Origin of the sequence: Pokkaliibacter plantistimulans, assembly GCF_003194385.1 — a bacterium.
GTDB classification, from domain to species: Bacteria; Pseudomonadota; Gammaproteobacteria; order Pseudomonadales; family Balneatricaceae; genus Pokkaliibacter; species Pokkaliibacter plantistimulans.
Genome location: NZ_LAPT01000109.1, coordinates 16,960 through 35,333, shown reverse-complemented (window position 1 = coordinate 35,333; position 18,374 = coordinate 16,960). Strand labels below are relative to the sequence as shown.

Genomic DNA, 18,374 nt, shown 5'->3' with positions numbered 1-18,374 from the left:
CGGTGGTTACACGCGCTGCGGCTGCCACCAGCCCGGCAAAAGTTGCCTGACCTCCGCTCGGACAAAGCGATCATCGATCAGTTCCACTACACCTGTGTCCTCAGTGGTACGGATGACTCTCCCTGCTGCCTGAATCACTTTCTGCATACCGGGGTAGAGATAGGTGTAGTCGTAGCCACGCTCGAAGCGCTGCTGCATCCGCTGTTGCAGCAGCTCATGGTAGTGGTCATAGGGCGGCAGGCCAAGAGTGGCGACAAAGACGCCGATCAGGCGCTGCCCCGGCAAGTCGATCCCTTCGGCAAACACGCCGCCCAGTACGGCGAATCCGATCTGCTGGCGGTCTTCCTGAAAGCTGTCAATAAAGGCCTGACGTTCGCTGTCGCTCATGCCCGGTTGCTGGCGGTTGAGGTGAATCTCACCTGCTTCCTTTTTCAGCGCATCATACACCGCATTGAGATAGGCAAAGCTGCTGAGATAGACCAGATAGTTGCCCGGCGCCTGCCGATACTGCTGCAGAATGCGGGCCACCATGGGGCGGATCGACTGTTGTCTGTCCTTGTAGCGGGTGCTGATACGGTTGACCAGTCTGACCTGCAGCTGCTCGGCGCGGAAGGGGCTGTCGGTATCAAGCCAGAGGCTGTTGTCTGGCAGTCCCAGCAGATCGCGATAATAGGCCGCGGGCGCCAGCGTCGCCGAAAACAGCACGGTGGCATGGCTGGTGATAAAGCGGGGAGCGAGAAAGTCCGCCGGGATCAGATTATGAATGCCCGTCACGGCTTTGCCTTTCTGTTCCTGACTGAGCCCGGCCACCGAGTGATCACCGTAGGTCTCAGCCAGACGCTGATAGCCGATGCACTCAAACAGCAACTCCTGCAGTACCGCATCGGCGGGGTGATCCGTCAGGTAATCAATGATGGCGCTGATCAGGCGCGCCAGTGCGCCATCGAGCAGCAGGGGGCGTTGTTGCAGATAGATCTGACCGAGATCTTCGCCTTTGCGCTGCCGTTGGTTTGTCTCCGGACGGGTACGCTCAGCTGCCGGTGTCGCCAGCGTAAATGTTTCATCGACAGCAACTGCGGGTTCTTCAGCATCCGGCTGCGGTGGTTCCAGTTCGCTCCTGATCAGTTCCCGCCATTTACGCTGCAGCTGCTCCAACGGTTTCTTCAGATCAGCAGGCAGCTGCTTTTTCAGCTGTTTCAGACGCGCCTGATGCAGTTCAGCGCTGTACATGCCCCGGGCGCGGTTGATCAGGTTGTGGGCTTCATCAATCAGGGTGACCACCTGCCAGTCGTTTTGCAGCGTCAGGCTATAGAGCATGGCCTGCTGATCAAAATACTGGTTGACGTCGGCAATCACCACGTCGCACCAGCGCGCCATTTCCTGTGCCAGAAAGTAGGGGCAGATGTCGTGACCAAGGGCGATACGGCGCAGGCTGGCCTTGTCCAGCACGCCTGACTGCACCGCTTCGGCACGGGCATCGGCAAGGCGGTCGAAAAATCCCTTTGCCAGTGGGCAGGATTCACCACTGCACGCCAGTGTTGGATGTTCGCAGGCGTTGTCTTTGGCGGACAACTCCACAATGCGCAGCGGCAACGGCTCGGTCTGCGCCCTGAGTAACTGCCGAGCGGCATCGACCGCCAGTTGTTTGCCGGTATTACGGGCGGTGAGAAAAAACAGCCTGTCCAGTGCCTTGCGCGGCATGGCGGTGAGGGCCGGGTAGAGTACGCCCAGCGTCTTGCCAATCCCGGTGGGCGCTTGCAGCATCAGGGTCTTGCCGGTGTAGACCGTCTTGTAAACGTTCTCGGCCAGCTGGCGTTGACCCTGACGAAACTGCGCATAGGGGAAGCTCAGGCTCAGCAGTGAACTGTCACGCAGTTCGCGGTGGTGTTGCTCCTGCTCTGCCCAGTAGCGGAAGCGCTGACACAGCGCTTCAAGGTGGTGCCACAACCCTTCGCGGTCATGCTGCTCCTGCAGCCTGGTCTCCTTGTCGTTGACGATGTCGAAATACACCAGTCGCAGGGTGACGGACTTCAGGTTGTCGCGGGCACACAGCAGGGCGCCGTAGACCTTCAGCTGTGCCCAGTGCAAGGTCCGCTGGGCCGGGCCGATACGTGCCACATCACCGCGATGGGTTTTGATCTCTTCCAGAATGTGCTTGTAAGGCAGGTAGCCGTCAGCGCGACCGGACAGCAATAAACCACTGCATTCGCCTTCTAGCAACAATTCCGCCTGATAGTCGAGGGTGCGTCGCGACTGCACCAGACGGTGCCCTGCCATACCTTCTTCGGCAGTGGGGGCCGGGGTGTAGCGATGGCTCAGATCACCGCTGCGGGCAGCAAACTCGCAGAGCGTACGGACGGCCACTTTCAGCATAAGGCAGTCTCGTCCGGTGCGGCGTTGCTGTTATCAAGCCAGCTGACGTGGCAGACACTGACATCCATGCCCAGTTCAATAAAGTACTCCAGCCATAACCGCTGATGATCCTGCAGGCGGTCGCCGGGGCCTTTTACTTCGATCAGGCGGACATGGCCGTCCGCATCAAAACAAATCAGGTCGGGAAAGCCGCTACGGTGTTGTTTGATGTCTTGCAGCAGGCGCAGGAAGATGGCCTTCAGCTGCGCTGCAGGAAGGTGTTGCAGGGCCAGCTGCAACAGCGGCTGCTCCAGTGCAGGCCAGTAGGTAAAAGGGGTAGTGATACCTTGTTTCAGCTGCCAGTAATGCTGAATCTGCTGGCGGTAACTGCCGTCGTCCAGCTTGTGCAGACACTCATCAAACAGCATCTGACGGCGGCTGACGAAGTCATCGCGCAGTAAATCGGCGGCGGCAGACTGAAAGGGGTGGAAAAACGCGCCGGGCAATGGGGCAAACAGGGCAGGCCAGCACAGCAGGGCAAAGAGGCCGTTGAACAGGGTGTTTTCCACGTAGAAAGCATGGGTCGATGTGCCTCGCTGCTGACCCTGATGATGGAAGTAGGCGGCGCTTGCCAGCTCCACCGTGCTGCCAGTGGGATAAGGTACGCTGATGTACTGCAGTGGAATGTCGGCGGGGGCCGGTGGTAGCCGCAGGGGCTGACCGGCCTTTTTCGCCACCCGCTTGAGAATGCGATAGAGATAGACCTGTTCATCGGCGTGAGTGGCGCTTTGCAGAGCCGCTTCGGCGCGCTGATAGACCTCCATCGGCGTTGCAGATTTCTCCAGCAAACGCAGCGTGCGGATTGCCGCTTCCCGGTGACCGCTCTGTTCATAACAACGCAGTGCCAGCGCCTGCTGCTGCTCACGTTCAGCCTGTCTCCCGATGCTGAACAGCAGGCGCGCCCGGCGGCTCTCCAGCCAGGGGTTATCCAGCGCGGCGGGGACTGTTTCGAGCAGTTCTGCCAGCACCACCTCACGGCTCTCCAGCTGCTCGCGGCATTGATGCAGGTACAGATAGATGTCGACCTGTTGTCTGGTCTGAAATGCGCGTGAAGACGGGGTGAAGTCCACCCTTTCATAGCGCTGGTGACCCAGCTCGGTCAGTACGAACTCTGACCAGTCCTGGCGCAGATTACCGAAAAACAGCAGCCGGACCAGATCGAACAGCGCCATACAGGACAGCTGCCAGAGCTGATCGTAAGCCTCTGGCCACCAGCCCTGATAGGTCATTCGCCGAGGTGATGCTGGTTCCTCGTCCTCGTCAGGGTGTGCGAGGGGCCGCAGTATGTCGATGATCTGCTCTTTCACTGCCGCACGCGGCACGGCGATGTCAGGCAGCTGATACTGGCAGAGTTGTACTAACTCGGCTTTGGTCAGCAGCTGGCACAGTTCGCTGAGGGTGATTTCAGGCCGTAGCTCTAGGAACCGGGCCTCGGCCAGTGCCTGTGCGGCAGCCGGCATATCGGTAACTTCGCTGTAGTTCAGTTTGCTGGTGCGAAACAGTTCACCCTTGCGCATCACCATCCGCATCAGCAGCGCCTGAGCCTGCGTCGGCAGCTGAAGGAATGCCTCCAGCTGGCGGGCTTCATCCGGGTGCAGTAAATCACCGTGATGCGTCAGCACCCACTGCAGTACGGTGCGGGCATTGTGCAGGTAGTAGAGCGGGTCATCGAGCGAGGCGCGATCAAGCGTAGGCGTGTTCATGGGAGGCGTCGGCACTTAGCTCTTTTCCATCAGATGGACGATGACTTCCTTGATAAGAAAGGCAAACAGACCAAGCCCCAGCGTCAAAAACAGGATGAGCGTACCGAACTTGCCCGCTTTTGATTTCTTCGCCAGATCATAAATGATGAAGAATACAAAGCAGGCGAACACCGTCAGGCCGATATTCAACGTCAGATTTTCCATTTCCGCTAAACGCACGAGCAGAGCCTCATCGGGGGAAAGGCAGCAGTTTAGCGCAGTTGACGGGGAGATTCAGGTCGTCAGCCTTGCTGCTCGCCAATGCGAAACCAAGCCTCTACCAGCAGACGTGCCAGAGGCGTCCAGTGTTGCTGTGGCTGCTGACGTTCCTGTTGCAAGGCATGCCAATCCAGTCTGACCACCTTGCCTTCGGCTTCATCAAACTGCGGGTGTTCGCTGATGTTGATGTAGGTCGGCATGCAGGTGAGCTGCACTGCACCGTTATCGGGTTCCTGAGTCAGGCACCACCAGGCGGAAGGCGGGATGTGCCCGTTGTGGCCGCTTTCTTCCTGCAGCTCACGCAAAGCCCCCTGGCTTGCCTGAGCGCCATCCTGTTGAGGGTGGATGCCGCCGCCGAATACGGACAGATAACCCGGGTACAGGTGATTTTTGCTGGAGCGCTGCTGGAACAGAAACTGCTGATGGTGCACATCCATCACCATGCAGGTTGCTGCGATCAGCATGTGGCGCTGACCAGCACGACGCAGGGTCATGATGGTGGCGTAGTCTGACTCGAGATAGGTCAGCAGACGATGGCTCGCAGCACCTGAAGGGTCTGCCTTGGGTAACGCAGCGAGTACACACACAGGCTCATTGATCGTCAGCGCTTTGCACTGCTGCTGATAGGCAGCCTGCAGGGAATCAGGCACTCGTAATTCACCCACCTTTTCCAGCACCGGTTCCTGCCGCCAGAGGGCAACGAGCTGGATGTGTTCTGCATCACGTTGGTTGAGGTCAGCAAGCAGCGTAGTGGACATGGGCATTCCCTGTTGTGGCGGTCGATCTGATCTGGTCACAAGCCGGTTACGTTAGCACAGATGAAGGCTTTAGGTGGTCAGTGTCCGGGAGGACGAGGAGGCACCGGGAGACGTTTTTGCAGACGAAAAAAGGCCCTCAACAAGGAGGGCCAAGGGAAGTGCTCACACATCAACGCTCAGCTATATGAACACAGGGCAACAACAGGGAATGACATGAATAAAAGGGTGATGCTCTCCTCAGTGGTTAGCTGCATTGGCAACGGCGTAGAGATGACTGGCTTTGCCATCACCGTTGAGGTAGTCACGCAGTGCCGCCTGCTGGCTGCTGTCCAGCGCCAGACCGAGTTTGCTGCGACGCCAGAGAATATCTTCTGCCTGGACTGCCCATTCCTGTTCGATCAGGTAATCCACCTCGGCCTGATAAAGATCAGCACCGAAGTGCTTGCCCAGATCATTCACTGACTGGGCATTGCCCAGAATGCTGCGCGCCAGTGTGCCGTAGCTGCGAACAAAGCGCTGCAGCATGGCTTCCGGTGCCCACGGGTAGCCGTCTTTCAGGTAGGTCAAGAAGCTGGCGTGATCACGGAATTCACCGCCGGGCAAAATGCTGCCTGCCGTCCAGGGTGCATGCATATGAGGGAAATAATCCTGCAGGCGGTTGACCGCTGCTTCTGACAGCTTGCGATAGGTGGTGATCTTGCCGCCAAAAATAGACACCAGTGGCGCTACACCGTTGGCATCTTCCACTTCAAAGGTGTAATCACGGGTGACTGCTGAGGGGTTATTCGCCTCGTCATCCAGCAGAGGACGTACACCGGCGTAGGTCCATACCACATCATCGCGTTTGATTTGCTGACGGAAGTGTTTGTTGGATACATCAATCAGGTAGCTGATCTCGTCTTCAGTCATATGGACCTTATAGGGGTCGCCTTTGTATTCCAGATCGGTAGTGCCGATCAGCGAGTACTTGTCCATGTAGGGAATGACGAAAACAATGCGCTTGTCGTCGTTTTGCAGAATATAGGCTGCTTTCTCCTCATGAATACGTGGTACCACCATGTGACTACCCTGTACCAGACGAATGTTCTTCGGCGACTTGCGCTTGAGTGCGGTGTCGAAGAAGGATGACACCCAGGGGCCCGCCGCGTTGACCAGTGCCTTGGCGCGCACATCGTAGCTTTCAGCGCTACCTTCTTCCTGCAGTGTGACGACCCAGTGGCTACCGTCACGTTTGGCATTGACACAGCTGGTGCGGGTCTTGATGACTGCACCCAGCTCGCGAGCCTGCATGGCATTGAGCACCACCAGACGGGCGTCATCGACCCAGCAGTCCGAATACTCGAAACCCTTGGTGATCTCGGCATTCAATGCACTGTTGGCACCGAAGCGCAGGCTGCTGGCAGCGGGCAGCGTCGTACGTTTGCTGAGGTTGTCATAGAGGAACAGGCCTGCACGAATCATCCAGGCCGGACGCAGGTGCGGGCGATGTGGCAGGCGGAAGCGCAAAGGCCAGACGATGTGCGGAGCCTTGTTCAGCAGCACCTCACGTTCTTTCAGCGCTTCTTTGACCAGACGGAATTCGTAGTATTCCAGATAGCGCAGACCACCGTGGATCAGCTTACTGGAAGAGGAGGAGGTGGCGCTGGCCAGGTCGCGTTGCTCCGCCAGCATGACTCGCAGACCACGGCCTGCTGCATCGTTGGCGATACCGACACCGTTCACCCCGCCACCGATGACAAAGAGATCGTACATGGGAGTGGCTTGATCAGTGTTGCCCTGGCTCATACTTACCTCGTTAAATGTTCGATAAGTGACAAATTAGAAAATTAACGAAACTATAGTGTTCGTCTTTGATCCCGGCAAGTGAAAAATCATGAAAATGTTTTGCTGCTTTTTGTTCTCTTCATGAACGTATTTGAATTGTCCTGGCCATGATGCGCGCTGCGAGATTCATCAGGCATACATTAGATAAGTCAGATGACAGTCAGCGAATCGCAGCTGGGTGTCGTTGGCGAAAGAGGCAGGGAGTAGTGAAGTGGAGCAGAGAAAAACAAAGGGCAGGTCAGAAGAGAAGTGAGAGGAGCGCTGGCCGCTCCTGCTCATAACAGGTTCAAAGGCGAAGCTAAGCAGGCTTCACGTCTGTGACGTACAGTTCAACCTGATGCTGGTTGAGTAGTTCCTGAATATGTTTGGGTGGCGCAGCATCGGTAAACAGGGCGCTGACCTGGCTCAGGTTGCCCAGTCGAACCATGGCATTGCGGCCAAATTTTGATGAGTCTGCTGCCAGGAATACGTGCTGGGAGTTCTGGATAATCGACTGGGCAATGCGCACTTCACGATAGTCGAAATCAAGCAAAGAGCCGTCTTCAGCGATGCCGCTGATGCCGATGATGCCGTAGTCCATACGGAACTGGTTGATGAAATCACGTGTCGCTTCACCGACGATGCCGCCATCACGGGTGCGTACTTCACCACCGGCAATGATGACTGAGAAGTCCTCTTTGGCACTCAGAATGGATGCCACATGGATATTGTTGGTCACTATGCGCAGATCTTTGTGATTCAGCAGGGCGTGGGCCACGGTTTCGGTCGTGGTGCCGATGTTGATGAAAACCGAGGCGCCATCAGGAATGTGAGCAGCGACCGTTCTGGCAATCAGCTCTTTCTCTGGATGGTTCATGATCTTGCGGGTGGCATAGGCCGTGTTGACGGTGCTGGATTCCCATGCGGCACCGCCATGATGACGGCGAATGCGCTGGGCATCCGCCAGTTGATTCAGATCACGGCGGATGGTTTGTGGCGTGACGTTGAATAAGCGCACTAGCTCATCAATTGTCACGAAGCCCTGCTGCTGAACAAGAGCAAGGATTTCGTCCTGACGGCGGTGTTGACTCATTGCGGGGTGGAGCTCCCTGTGCAAGAAACCTGATGATGGTGCAAACCTGAGCCGTTGAGCGGGCTACGGGCGCTGCCCAATGTAAGTGGTTAATACAAGTTGCCGCTAATAATAGAGGGCGATAGAGATGCTCTCCAGTGTCATGATTTTTGACGTTTTCGAAAAAGAACTTGCATCTGGGATCGTCGCGGGCAGAATACGAACAAAATCGAACATGGAAAGCGGGTCTTCCGGCTTGGCGTACTAATAAGTTGTAGCGCGCTGTTCCGGCAGTTTCGTGAGAGTGAAAGTAAGGTGACAGCTTTGCACTGTGATCGCTGACACAGACCACCGACGCGCTTTCCTGATTCCCTCTTCGAGAATAACTAGAAAACGGAGGCCTCCATGTCTTCTTATCTGCTCGCCCTGGACCAGGGAACCACCAGTTCCCGTGCTATCGTTTTTGATTTTCAGGGCAAAGTGATTGCCTCTGCGCAGCAAGAATTCAAGCAGCACTTCCCCCATGACGGTTGGGTGGAGCACGATCCGGAAGATATCTGGAATACTGTGCTGGCCACCAGCCGTGAGGCCATTGCCAAGGCGGGTATTGAAGCTGCCGATATTGCTGGTATCGGCATCACCAATCAGCGTGAAACCACACTGGTGTGGGATCGTGCCACCGGTAAGCCTGTTTATAACGCCATCGTCTGGCAGGATCGCCGTACCAGCGACTATTGCAAGGAACAGAAGTCGAAAGGGCTGGAAGAGCAGGTTAAAAAGAAAACCGGCTTGCTGCTGGACCCCTATTTCTCTGCCACCAAGCTCAACTGGATTCTCGATAACGTCGAAGGAGCCCGCCAACGAGCCGAACAGGGCGAGCTGGCCTTCGGTACCGTCGATACCTTCCTGATCTGGCGCCTGACCGGCGGTGAATCACATGTGACCGACGCGACCAATGCCTCCCGAACCATGCTGTTCAATATCCATACTCAGGAGTGGGATCGTGACTTGCTGGAGGCCTTTGCGGTGCCTGCAGCCGTGCTGCCAGAGGTCAAGGATTCCAGTGCTGACTTTGGTCAGACCCAGGCAGAGTTTTTCGGTGCACCTGTTCGTATTGCTGGTGTTGCCGGTGATCAGCAGGCGGCGCTGGTCGGTCAGGCCTGCTTTCAGCCGGGGATGGCAAAAAGCACTTACGGCACGGGCTGTTTTCTGATTCTCAATACCGGCGACAAGGCGCTGTCATCCGCCAATCGTTTGCTGACGACTGTGGGTTATCGCCTTAATGGCAAGGTCTCCTATGCGCTGGAAGGCAGCATCTTTGTGGCGGGTGCAGCCGTGCAATGGTTGCGTGACGGGTTGAAGCTGATTCAGCATGCGCGGGAAACCGAGCAGCTGGCGAAGACGATACCGGTAAATCACGGCGTGTATCTGGTGCCAGCCTTTACCGGGCTGGGTGCGCCATTCTGGGATCCTGAAGCCCGGGGGGCGTTATTCGGCCTGACCCGTGATACTGGTATTGCTGAAATCGTGACAGCGGGGCTGCAGTCGGTCTGTTTCCAAACCAAGGATCTGCTGGCGGCGATGGCGCGTGATGGTGTCGATATTCAGACGTTGCGAGTGGACGGTGGCATGGTGGCCAACGACTGGCTGATCCAGCATCTGGCAGATATTCTGCGGGTCAATGTGGATCGCCCGGCAGTGATCGAGACGACAGCACTGGGCGCGGCCTATCTGGCCGGGTTACACGTAGGCGTCTATCAGTCTGTTGATGATGTGTGTGGGCTATGGCAGTGCCAGCAGCACTTCTCTCCACAGTTGCCCGAAGAGGAAGCCAGTGCTCTGCACAAGGGCTGGAGTAATGCTGTAAAGCGTGTCATGAGTACGGCCTGATCAATACGTAGCCCTGTTCATAATGCAGAGCCTTATCCATAGGTGGCTCTGCCCCAAAAAGCCTGACTGTCAGCTCATTACCATCGGTAATATCCCAGACGGATGAGCCATGCAGCAGGCTTTTTGCTTTTAGTGGTGTGGTTCAGGGCTTTGCCTCCACTGCTGGAGGTGATGTTTCGGCAGCCTGCAAATGGGGTGTGTCGGTAGGGGAGAGATAGCGGATCAGTTCTATACCGCTGTGAACTACCGTTGTTTGTGGGTATTGCTGGCAGTAGTTGTTGAGGAAGGTCAGCACCATGTCGTTTTGTACTATCTCACTGAGTGACCAATTGCCAAGGCCCAGTGCGGCTGCACTGACGTAACCCTCCATCCATGAGCCGTAGATGATACGTGCCAGGGCGCTGGTGCGCTTGTCATGAGCGTGGCGCAGATAATCGCTGCAACTGAATGCGCCAGCACCCAGCACGCTGCTGAATTCCGAGCTGGCAGTGCCGAGCTGCGGCGCCTTGAGTACGGCAGGCATGGCATCAATCAGCCATTTGCCTTTTGGGCAAAGCACAGGAAGCTGGTCCAGCAGCTCAGCGTGTTGCTGTTCACTGACGTGGAATGACAGCCCTTTGATAAACGCCTGTCCGGAAAGATAGCCCTGCGTCCATGACTGCGAGGCAATGACGCTGTCGTGGCTTTTAAACGCCTGGGAACAATCCACATCACCCTGACCGTAGAGTTGATAACTCAAGTCGGCTGACTCGGCTCTGGCTTCGCTGCTCAGTAACAGCAGTAATGAAGCAAAAAGGGTGACAAGGGATTTCATGGTGATTCTCCCATGCTCGTGGGTCGATTCCCGGTCAACGTCTACCAACCTGATGTACTGCGGCTGCACATACGTAACTCATGGTACGGGGGCTGAGAATTATCAAGCGCCAATGCAGTCGGGTGGTTAAATGGTATTGCTGGGTGAGAAAACGTCGGGAAATGAGCAGCTTCATTGCAGTGCTAATAACAAGCGGGAATTGTGCAGTCAACGTATATGGAGATCGTTGTTGCGGTGCAGCGTAAACATCTCGGCAGGATAGGTTGATCGGCCAGCGGCTTCAATGTCAGTTTATTGAAGGTGGTGAATCAGAAAAGTTGCGACTGGCAAACGGATTACCTTGATAGGCGATCAGGAGATGTGAGGGCAAGTCTATATGCAGTGTCAGCGAGCGCTTGGTCTCAGTGCTCTTCGCGGACGACGCAGGGCAACAATTTTGCAGCTGGATACATCGGCATAAAAGCTCACGGCCCGGCAATGAGGGCACACGATAAGTTCATCTGAACGATGAGCAATGGCTTGAACGTAGATGCCACTGTGGCATTGCGGGCAGTTCATGATCTGTTCCGGCATGGTAACTCCCTCGACTCAAAGCAGTAATCGCATGTGCCAGGTTTTCTGGCTCGTTCTATTTTTTTAACCGTCGTTTGCGGGGTTCGTTCAACGTCGCGCGTAGTGGGGTTCTGCGTTGTGGCGACCGGTATTTTATTTCGTCAGTCACGGGTTTCTGACGGCTATATGGTTATAACCTTAGTCTGGGCATGGGATAGCGGCAAGCCAAAATTATTCATGCTGGGTGGGAGGGCTGGCGCATGAGGTTGCCATGTGCCAGCGAGGGAAAGGAACGTGTTCGCTTACTGTTGTGTACTGAAATAGGCGGCCAGGTCGGCAATGTCCTGATCGGTCAGATTTTGCACCATGGGGTACATCAGCGCAGCCTGAGCACCCTTACGCTCCTGTGACTTGTATGTCTTGATGGCATATTCAATATAGCCCTCGCTCTGCCCTGCAAGGCGAGGATAGGTCGGCATGATGGGCTGTGCACCGCCCTGACCATGACAGGCGGAGCAAACTGCAGACTTGGCTGCACCTGCGGTGGCATCACCGGCCGCGTGGCTGAGGGCGGGGAGTGTGGCGAGGGCCAGTGTGCATGCCAGTATTCTTGTGTTCATGGGGTCTCCTCAAATCAGGCTGTGGTTCACGGTGTTAATGATTGTCTGAATTATTTATCGGTGTTGTGGTCCGTTCGTATTGCCGCGCGTGATGGCCAAGCAGCGTCAGCATGTTCCCGGATCTGCTGCAGGTAGTTCAATTCGTCTTGTTTGCCCCAGATTCGCTAGAGTGTGAACAGGCTCTGGATCTATATGAAATGAATTCAGTTTAATCCGAGTACAAAGCGTTACAACCCGCAGTTCCTTTTTTGTGTTTGACGGCTGATGAGCATCAAGGGGCGGCGTATTGTTCCTGATCACTGATTTCTCTCAGTAAGCGGAATCCTGTTTCACTGTTGCGGTTGTCTGGCTCTGCATGCTGGCGTGCGGAGGAGCGCAGCAGTGCAGGAGGGCTTTGCCAGGAACCGCCCTTGATGACGCGACTGGCGCACTGCTGACTTCGTGTATTGGTCGACACACTGGCAGTAAGGCTGCTCTCGGTGTAACAGTCACCCACCCATTCAGAGACATTGCCGCTGACGTCAAACAGACCATAGTTGTTGGCCGGAAAGGCGCCAACGGGTGCCGTGCGCAGGTTATCCCATTCACTGCCACAGCTTTGGCAGTTACTGTGTCCTTTATCTATAGCGCCTCCCCACCAGTATGCCGTGCTGGTATTGGCGCGAGCGCTGTATTCCCATTCCTCTTCCGTTGGCAGACGGTATACATGACGACTGATATTGCTCAGCCAGATTGCATATGCATTGGCGTCATACCAGCTGACGTTGATTACTGGACGTCTGCCGCGTCCCCAGCCGTTATCGTCTGGGAGACTGCGGCCGGTTGCTTTGGCAAAAAGGTCATAATCCTCGAAAGTGACCTCATCCTGCATCAGGGCAAAGGGGGTGGAGTAGCTTACAAAGTGAGAGGCAAGTTCTTCGGAGCTGCCTCGTCGATCCTGATTGCCAATGTAGGCAGACCCGGACGGGATCACCATCATCAGCGGGCCACGCATACCATTGGCGAGGGCGTCTGTGAAGCTGTCACCGGCGCGCAGGCGGTTTGGACTGATTGCTCTCGGGGCAGGAAGTTTGCCCGGTGAGACATCGGTTGGTGCTTGCAGTGCGGGGTTGTGCAACTTCATGAAGAAGCCGGTAATGTTGTCCTCCAGTTTACGCGAACCCGACTGTCCAGATGCCTTTTGGTAAAACTGATCAAAAAGCTGCTGTGCTTTGCGCAGATCAGCTTCAGATTTGGGGTTCTGCAGGAGCTGCTCAATTTGTTCGGTGAGATCAGCCATTTCCTGTTGATGAGGCGATTTGTGCAGCACCAGATAAATTAAAAAGTTAATGATGGCCAAACCGGACAAGGTGACGCCAGCCAGCATCAAAATACGTCGAGTATCAAAGCGCTTTGTTTTTACTGCGGGGTGCTCAGTGGTGATGGGGGGGGCGGGAGGATCTTCTCTTGGCGTAAAGATGTCGTCTATCACTTCATTTAGCTGACGAACAGGGCGTTCTTCAGGAGTCATAGCCAGCAGCCGGTTGAGAGCCTGCCATTGATTGGTGTGTAGGGAAGGGATATCAGGTAAGGGAGCGCGTTCTGTACTTTTGAACAGTGGCTCACCCATCAGCAGCTCATAGCAAAGACAGCCAAGGGAATAGACGTCGGCCGCTGGGCTGATGTTGGCAGGTGTTTGCAGCAGCTCTGGTGCCAGATAGCGAAGACTGGGCCAGCTGTCGGTATCAGGTTTGGTTGCCACCTTGCTTTCATGCAGTGTCTGAAAAATGCTGAATTGATAGCTGGTATTCAACAGTTTTAACTGGTAGTCGCGTGTAATAAGGATGCTGTGCGGGCTGAGGTCAAGATGCAAAATGCGCTTGCTATGCAGCGAGTGCAGAATGCTCGCTGTGCTTTTCATGACGGCTTTTGCAAGCTCAGGTTTGAAGTGATGCTTACTGATCATGCTTTTCAGGCTGGCACCTTCTGTTGCTTCCAGAATGGCGAAGTGCCATCCAGCAGGATCTCTGGCCACTGCCTGGATCTGCACTACATTGGCATGATGCCAGTCTTCTTGTAAGGCGATCTGTGCTTCGATAGCCGCAGTGTGGCGATCATGCTCAAACAGTAAGGGGGAGAGCACCAGCAGGCAGGCTTTGCCGCGGCGACGTTCTTTCTTGCTGATTTCATTGGCGAGCCAGATATGTGACCCAGCGGAGGTAAACAGCGGGCGTTCAAGGGTGAAATGGCGCTCGCCTGTGGTGAGCGCCATTTCGGTGTGCAGGTCGGCAAGCGATAATTGCTCTTCTACCATGCCCAAGCCTCGGTAATGTTTTCCAGAGTATAGTGCAGGACAAGCCACTAGCCGAATAGTTGGGGTTTAGTAGAAGCAATGATCCGGTTGTGCATGCTGTTTTGGCTGGCCCTACTGGTCAGGCAGTCTGCAGGTCCGCGAATGATTTAACCAGATCATCGATAGCTTTCATCTGCACCAGGAAGGGCTCTAGTTTGTCGAGTGGTAATGCTGAAGGGCCATCACACTTAGCCTTGCTGGGATCTGGATGAGTTTCAAGAAACAGACTGGACAACCCCTGAGACATGCCAGCACGTGCCAACTGTGTCGCTAGCTGGCGTCGACCATCGGCTGAGTCAGCCCGTCCACCAGGCATTTGCAGCGAGTGGGTGACATCAAACATCACTGGGTATCCAAAATCTTTCATGATGCTGAAGCCCAGCATGTCTACTACCAGATTGTTGTAGCCAAACATGGTGCCACGCTCACAAAGCATGAGCTGAGTGTTACCCACTTCCTCACATTTGCGCAGAATGTGAGCCATTTCGTGGGGGGCCAGAAACTGGGCTTTCTTGATATTGATGACGCGGCCTGTTTCGGCAATCGCCATTACCAGATCAGTCTGGCGTGACAAGAAGGCGGGTAGCTGCAGTACATCGGCTACTTCTGCCACGGGCTTGGCCTGCCAAGGTTCATGAACATCGGTAATAACGGGGATATCAAAGCTGGCTTTGACCTTTTCCAGAATGCGCATTCCCTGCTCAAGGCCCGGGCCGCGAAATGAATTCACGGATGAACGGTTGGCCTTGTCGAACGATGCCTTGAATACATAAGGGATATTCAGTTTCTGGGTGATCTGGACGAACTGTTCAGCAGTGGAGAGGGCCAAGTCTTCCGATTCCAGCACATTGATGCCGCCAAAAAGGACAAATGGCTTATCGTTGGCTACTTCTATACGGCCAACCTGTACAGTCTTGGTGCTCATGAAAGTGAGATCCTGTGGCTCTAAAAGCTGTCATTCTACTCTCTGCCAGTGCAAATGATTAGCCTTAACCACCAAGAGCAAAGCGCCGCAGGCTTCCTGCCTGCTCTGGAAGATTTGTGCTCGGGGCATTCAAGATTCCGTGGTGGGAAAAGTTAACGTTGGGAAATGAGCAGCGAAACGTTCGATCCATTCTTTTGCTGCTTGCTCCAGTGCCAGGTGGTGCCCTCTTGCCATTTCAGCTACCTGATAGGCATGGATATGGCAAGCCTGTTCGATCATGCGCGCCCGTTGCGCCTCATCAGGGTCGCAAATGCTGATCTGCATTTGAAAACGCTTTTCTGGCAGGGGACGGCATAATGTCAGCTTACCCATCAACGGTTGGTTGCCGTCAAGGCCTGGGATATGCAGTGTTACATCACTAAAAACGGGTAGGGCCTCAAGGCCTATCAGTTTGATATTCAATAAATGGCGGTGGAAGTGAGATGCCACAGGGCGTTTTGCGGAGTGAAGGCGCATGGCAGGAGGGGGCGGTTGTACTGTCACTATACTTATCGGTACACGTACCGGGTGGACAATACATTCGGTGCGAATGTCCATCTGTAAACTCCGGATTGACTTCCTGTTTAAATTATAAGCAAATATGAGGCCAGCTCTTTAGGGGGCAAGAGTGAAAGGATAGTTTGGCATTGCGCAGGTGAGTTTTAGCTGTTAGAGTACGCGCACTTTAACGGCACAGGCCTTTACGTGAATTGGCGGAAACTTGTGTTGGTGCGATAGTGCTCTGCACCGAATGACCTTATAAAGAGGTTATGAAGTAAACGAGCAAGCCTTGCAGAAAGGCAAGTGTAATGGTGGCCCTGCCGGTCCCCCCGCAACAATAAACCGTGAACCCGGTCAGGCCCGGAAGGGAGCAGCCGCAGCGGTAGACTTGGGTGCCGGGGTGAGGCTGGCAGGACCGCCTCCAGTCTTTATCCCATTCTCGATTCTTTCCCGCTCGGTTGATAATGACCTCTCTGTGACGAAGAGGGAGTTAATGAGCTATCAGGTTTTGGCCCGCAAATGGCGGCCGAAAAACTTCCATGAAATGGTTGGTCAAGAGCATGTGCTTAAGGCACTGATCAATGCTTTGGACAACAATCGTCTGCACCATGCCTATTTATTTACCGGAACGCGCGGGGTTGGGAAGACCACCATTGCCCGAATTCTGGCTAAATGCCTCAATTGCGAAACGGGCGTTACTTCTAAACCCTGTGGGGTTTGTTCCTCCTGTCAGGAAATTAATGAAGGGCGTTTCGTTGATCTGATCGAAGTCGACGCTGCATCCCGTACCAAAGTAGAAGACACGCGCGAGCTGTTGGAAAACGTCCAGTATGCTCCCAGTCGTGGTCGCTACAAGGTCTATCTTATCGACGAAGTGCACATGCTATCCGGGCACAGCTTCAATGCGTTGTTGAAAACCCTGGAAGAGCCGCCGCCTCACGTCAAGTTTCTGCTTGCCACTACGGATCCGCAGAAGCTGCCAATCACTGTATTGTCCCGGTGTTTGCAGTTCAGCCTCAAAAATATGAGTCCCGAGCGCATTGTCGGGCATCTTCAGCATGTACTTGCGGCAGAACAGGTCGAATTTGAAGAGCCTGCCTTGTGGCAACTGGGGCGAGCGGCTGACGGCAGTATGCGTGATGCCATGAGTCTGACAGACCAGGCCATTGCGTATGGCCAGGGTCGTGTTGTGGCAGCCGATGTCGCTGCAATGCTAGGCACTCTTGATCAGCGGTGGGCTTTTGCCCTGGTTGAGGCTCTGGCTCGGCATGATGTATCCCGGATGCTGCAACAGGTTGCCGCCCTGGCTGAGCTGGCGCCTGATTATCAGGGGGTGCTGGCGGATGTGTTGAGCCTGTTGCACCGTATTGCTTTGGCGCAGGTCATGCCGGACGGTATAGACAACAGTCAGGGGGACCGTGACAGTGTGCTGGCGCTCGCACAATTACTGCCAGCAGAAGATGTGCAGCTGTTTTATCAGATTGCTCTGACAGGGCGCAAAGATTTGCCTTTGAGTCCTGATGCGCGCCAAGGGTTGGAAATGGCATTGCTGCGTATGCTGGCATTTCGTCCCAGAGGGGTTGCCGTTACGCCGGGTAGCGGAGCTGTGCAGATTGCTCCTCCGCCAGTGCAAGCGGCGGTGGTCGTGGAGGGGGCAGAGCTAAAAAAGCCTGAACCTGCTGCGATGCCAGCAGTAATGCAGCAGGCTGATGTGGTATCACCGGCTGTCATGGCTGCGTCGCAGCCCACTGCTAGCGCACCGCGCTCTATGCCTGTTCCTGTCAAAGAAGCGGCTCCTGTCGTGTTATCTTCAGCCGACAGTCAGGCCGGGATGCCGGTCGGAAATGCTTCGGGGGTTGCAGAGCCGGGAGTCTCAGGTAACACGGCACGGCCGGTAACAGAACAAGTATTAGAAGAAACGTCGGTCGCCCCACGTACTCCGATACCAGATACGGAACGGATGACTACTGTTGTTGCGCCAGCGAGCAGTGCCAGGCCAACGGGGCATTTTGCTCCTGATACTGCAGGCGAACCTCCATTCGATACTCAGGTGCCTTTGGATGCCTACAGTGATTATCAGAGTGGAGCCAGTTATGCCGCAGCGATGATGGATGCAGGGGATGACGAAGATGATTCCGAACCTGGCGCTATGCTTGACCAAGCGGTCTACCAGGCCGACTATCTGCTGAGTCAGCTGTCCAATCCCGAAGTAGTCGGTGCTGAAGCAGCATTGGATGAAACTGAGGTGGAAGAAGGGTCTGATGTGGCCAGTCATGAGCCTGCGTTCGGATACGAGCAGGTCAGTCTGGAAACCTGGCCCTTAATTGCTCAGGATGTACCCATACGTGGAGTGCTACGCGCCATTGTCGAGGCGACTGAGCTGGTCAGGGTTTCGGCAGAGGGGCTAGAACTGACTTGCGAAGATCAGCAGCACTCTTTGTTCAGTGCCCGTCAGCAATCCTTGCTGGAAGAGGCGCTTGCAGACTATTTTAAACGTCCAGTGCGGATTAGCTGTCAGTCTTCGCGGGGATTGGCACATACTGCCACGGTTTACAAGGCGCAGGCCAGAGCGCTGCGCCAGCAACAGGCTGAGACCGCTATCCACAACGATGCGACATTGCATGCGTTGCTTGAAGCATTCGAAGCAATTATCCAACCCGGATCAATCAAACCGGTCGAATTACAGAGAGGTTGA

General features: G+C 55.2%; 13 protein-coding genes and 1 other RNA gene. 3 read left to right on the top strand and 11 right to left on the bottom strand.

The window, feature by feature from the left end:
* Window positions 1-6: 6 nt before the first annotated feature.
* The 6 genes from WH50_RS20530 to WH50_RS20505 form a co-directional block, all read right to left on the bottom strand.
* Window positions 7-2,373 (bottom strand): ATP-dependent DNA helicase, encoded by a 2,367-nt coding sequence (locus WH50_RS20530; protein ID WP_207780411.1) that lies wholly within the window; start codon window positions 2,371-2,373, stop codon window positions 7-9.
* On the bottom strand, window positions 2,367-4,115 hold the full coding sequence (locus WH50_RS20525) for a VRR-NUC domain-containing protein (RefSeq protein WP_110189129.1): 1,749 nt from the start codon (window positions 4,113-4,115) through the stop codon (window positions 2,367-2,369). The genes WH50_RS20530 and WH50_RS20525 overlap by 7 nt, the downstream gene beginning before the upstream one ends.
* A gap of 15 nt (window positions 4,116-4,130) precedes the next feature.
* A complete protein-coding gene (locus WH50_RS20520; protein ID WP_243410200.1) occupies window positions 4,131-4,334 on the bottom strand; it encodes a DUF2788 domain-containing protein in 204 nt (67 codons plus the stop codon).
* Between the two features lie 62 nt (window positions 4,335-4,396).
* Window positions 4,397-5,131: an NUDIX domain-containing protein gene (locus WH50_RS20515; RefSeq protein WP_165838500.1), complete on the bottom strand. Its 735-nt coding sequence runs from the start codon at window positions 5,129-5,131 to the stop codon at window positions 4,397-4,399.
* 237 nt (window positions 5,132-5,368) lie between these two features.
* On the bottom strand, window positions 5,369-6,916 hold the full coding sequence (gene glpD, locus WH50_RS20510) for a glycerol-3-phosphate dehydrogenase (protein WP_243410199.1): 1,548 nt from the start codon (window positions 6,914-6,916) through the stop codon (window positions 5,369-5,371).
* Window positions 6,917-7,253: 337 nt separating this feature from the next.
* Window positions 7,254-8,027, bottom strand: a complete 774-nt coding sequence (locus WH50_RS20505) for a DeoR/GlpR family transcriptional regulator (protein ID WP_110189126.1) — start codon at window positions 8,025-8,027, stop codon at window positions 7,254-7,256.
* A gap of 384 nt (window positions 8,028-8,411) precedes the next feature.
* Here WH50_RS20505 and glpK point away from each other — a divergent pair, with 384 nt between their 5' ends.
* Window positions 8,412-9,896, top strand: a complete 1,485-nt coding sequence (gene glpK, locus WH50_RS20500; protein ID WP_110189125.1) for a glycerol kinase GlpK — start codon at window positions 8,412-8,414, stop codon at window positions 9,894-9,896.
* Between the two features lie 142 nt (window positions 9,897-10,038).
* Here glpK and WH50_RS20495 read toward each other — a convergent pair whose 3' ends face one another.
* From WH50_RS20495 to WH50_RS20475, 5 genes are all read right to left on the bottom strand, one after another.
* Window positions 10,039-10,710, bottom strand: coding sequence for a hypothetical protein (locus WH50_RS20495; RefSeq protein WP_110189124.1), 672 nt, complete (start codon window positions 10,708-10,710; stop codon window positions 10,039-10,041).
* A gap of 854 nt (window positions 10,711-11,564) precedes the next feature.
* A complete protein-coding gene (locus WH50_RS20490) occupies window positions 11,565-11,882 on the bottom strand; it encodes a c-type cytochrome (RefSeq protein WP_110189123.1) in 318 nt (105 codons plus the stop codon).
* 271 nt (window positions 11,883-12,153) lie between these two features.
* Window positions 12,154-14,175 carry an SUMF1/EgtB/PvdO family nonheme iron enzyme gene (locus WH50_RS20485; RefSeq protein ID WP_110189122.1) on the bottom strand — a complete coding sequence of 674 codons (2,022 nt, stop codon included), beginning with the start codon at window positions 14,173-14,175 and terminating at the stop codon, window positions 12,154-12,156.
* Between the two features lie 118 nt (window positions 14,176-14,293).
* On the bottom strand, window positions 14,294-15,139 hold the full coding sequence (kdsA, locus tag WH50_RS20480) for a 3-deoxy-8-phosphooctulonate synthase (RefSeq protein ID WP_110189121.1): 846 nt from the start codon (window positions 15,137-15,139) through the stop codon (window positions 14,294-14,296).
* A 129-nt stretch (window positions 15,140-15,268) separates the two neighbouring features.
* Entirely contained in the window at window positions 15,269-15,736 is a 468-nt protein-coding gene (locus WH50_RS20475) for a hypothetical protein (RefSeq protein ID WP_110189120.1), read from the bottom strand.
* 261 nt (window positions 15,737-15,997) lie between these two features.
* Here WH50_RS20475 and ffs point away from each other — a divergent pair.
* Window positions 15,998-16,094, top strand: an RNA gene (gene ffs / locus WH50_RS20470) — signal recognition particle sRNA small type.
* A 78-nt stretch (window positions 16,095-16,172) separates the two neighbouring features.
* Entirely contained in the window at window positions 16,173-18,374 is a 2,202-nt protein-coding gene (gene dnaX, locus WH50_RS20465) for a DNA polymerase III subunit gamma/tau (protein ID WP_110189119.1), read from the top strand.

Excerpts from the sequence above, each read along its gene's own strand:
- WH50_RS20530 (WP_207780411.1), bottom strand. The coding sequence starts at position 2,373 with ATGCTGAAAGTGGCCGTCCGTACGCTCTGCGAGTTTGCTGCCCGCAGC.
- WH50_RS20525 (WP_110189129.1), bottom strand. The coding sequence starts at position 4,115 with ATGAACACGCCTACGCTTGATCGCGCCTCGCTCGATGACCCGCTCTAC.
- WH50_RS20515 (WP_165838500.1), bottom strand. The coding sequence starts at position 5,131 with ATGTCCACTACGCTGCTTGCTGACCTCAACCAACGTGATGCAGAACAC.
- glpD (WP_243410199.1), bottom strand. The coding sequence starts at position 6,916 with ATGAGCCAGGGCAACACTGATCAAGCCACTCCCATGTACGATCTCTTT.
- WH50_RS20505 (WP_110189126.1), bottom strand. The coding sequence starts at position 8,027 with ATGAGTCAACACCGCCGTCAGGACGAAATCCTTGCTCTTGTTCAGCAG.
- glpK (WP_110189125.1), top strand. The coding sequence starts at position 8,412 with ATGTCTTCTTATCTGCTCGCCCTGGACCAGGGAACCACCAGTTCCCGT.
- WH50_RS20495 (WP_110189124.1), bottom strand. The coding sequence starts at position 10,710 with ATGAAATCCCTTGTCACCCTTTTTGCTTCATTACTGCTGTTACTGAGC.
- WH50_RS20490 (WP_110189123.1), bottom strand. The coding sequence starts at position 11,882 with ATGAACACAAGAATACTGGCATGCACACTGGCCCTCGCCACACTCCCC.
- WH50_RS20485 (WP_110189122.1), bottom strand. The coding sequence starts at position 14,175 with ATGGTAGAAGAGCAATTATCGCTTGCCGACCTGCACACCGAAATGGCG.
- kdsA (WP_110189121.1), bottom strand. The coding sequence starts at position 15,139 with ATGAGCACCAAGACTGTACAGGTTGGCCGTATAGAAGTAGCCAACGAT.
- WH50_RS20475 (WP_110189120.1), bottom strand. The coding sequence starts at position 15,736 with ATGGACATTCGCACCGAATGTATTGTCCACCCGGTACGTGTACCGATA.
- dnaX (WP_110189119.1), top strand. The coding sequence starts at position 16,173 with ATGAGCTATCAGGTTTTGGCCCGCAAATGGCGGCCGAAAAACTTCCAT.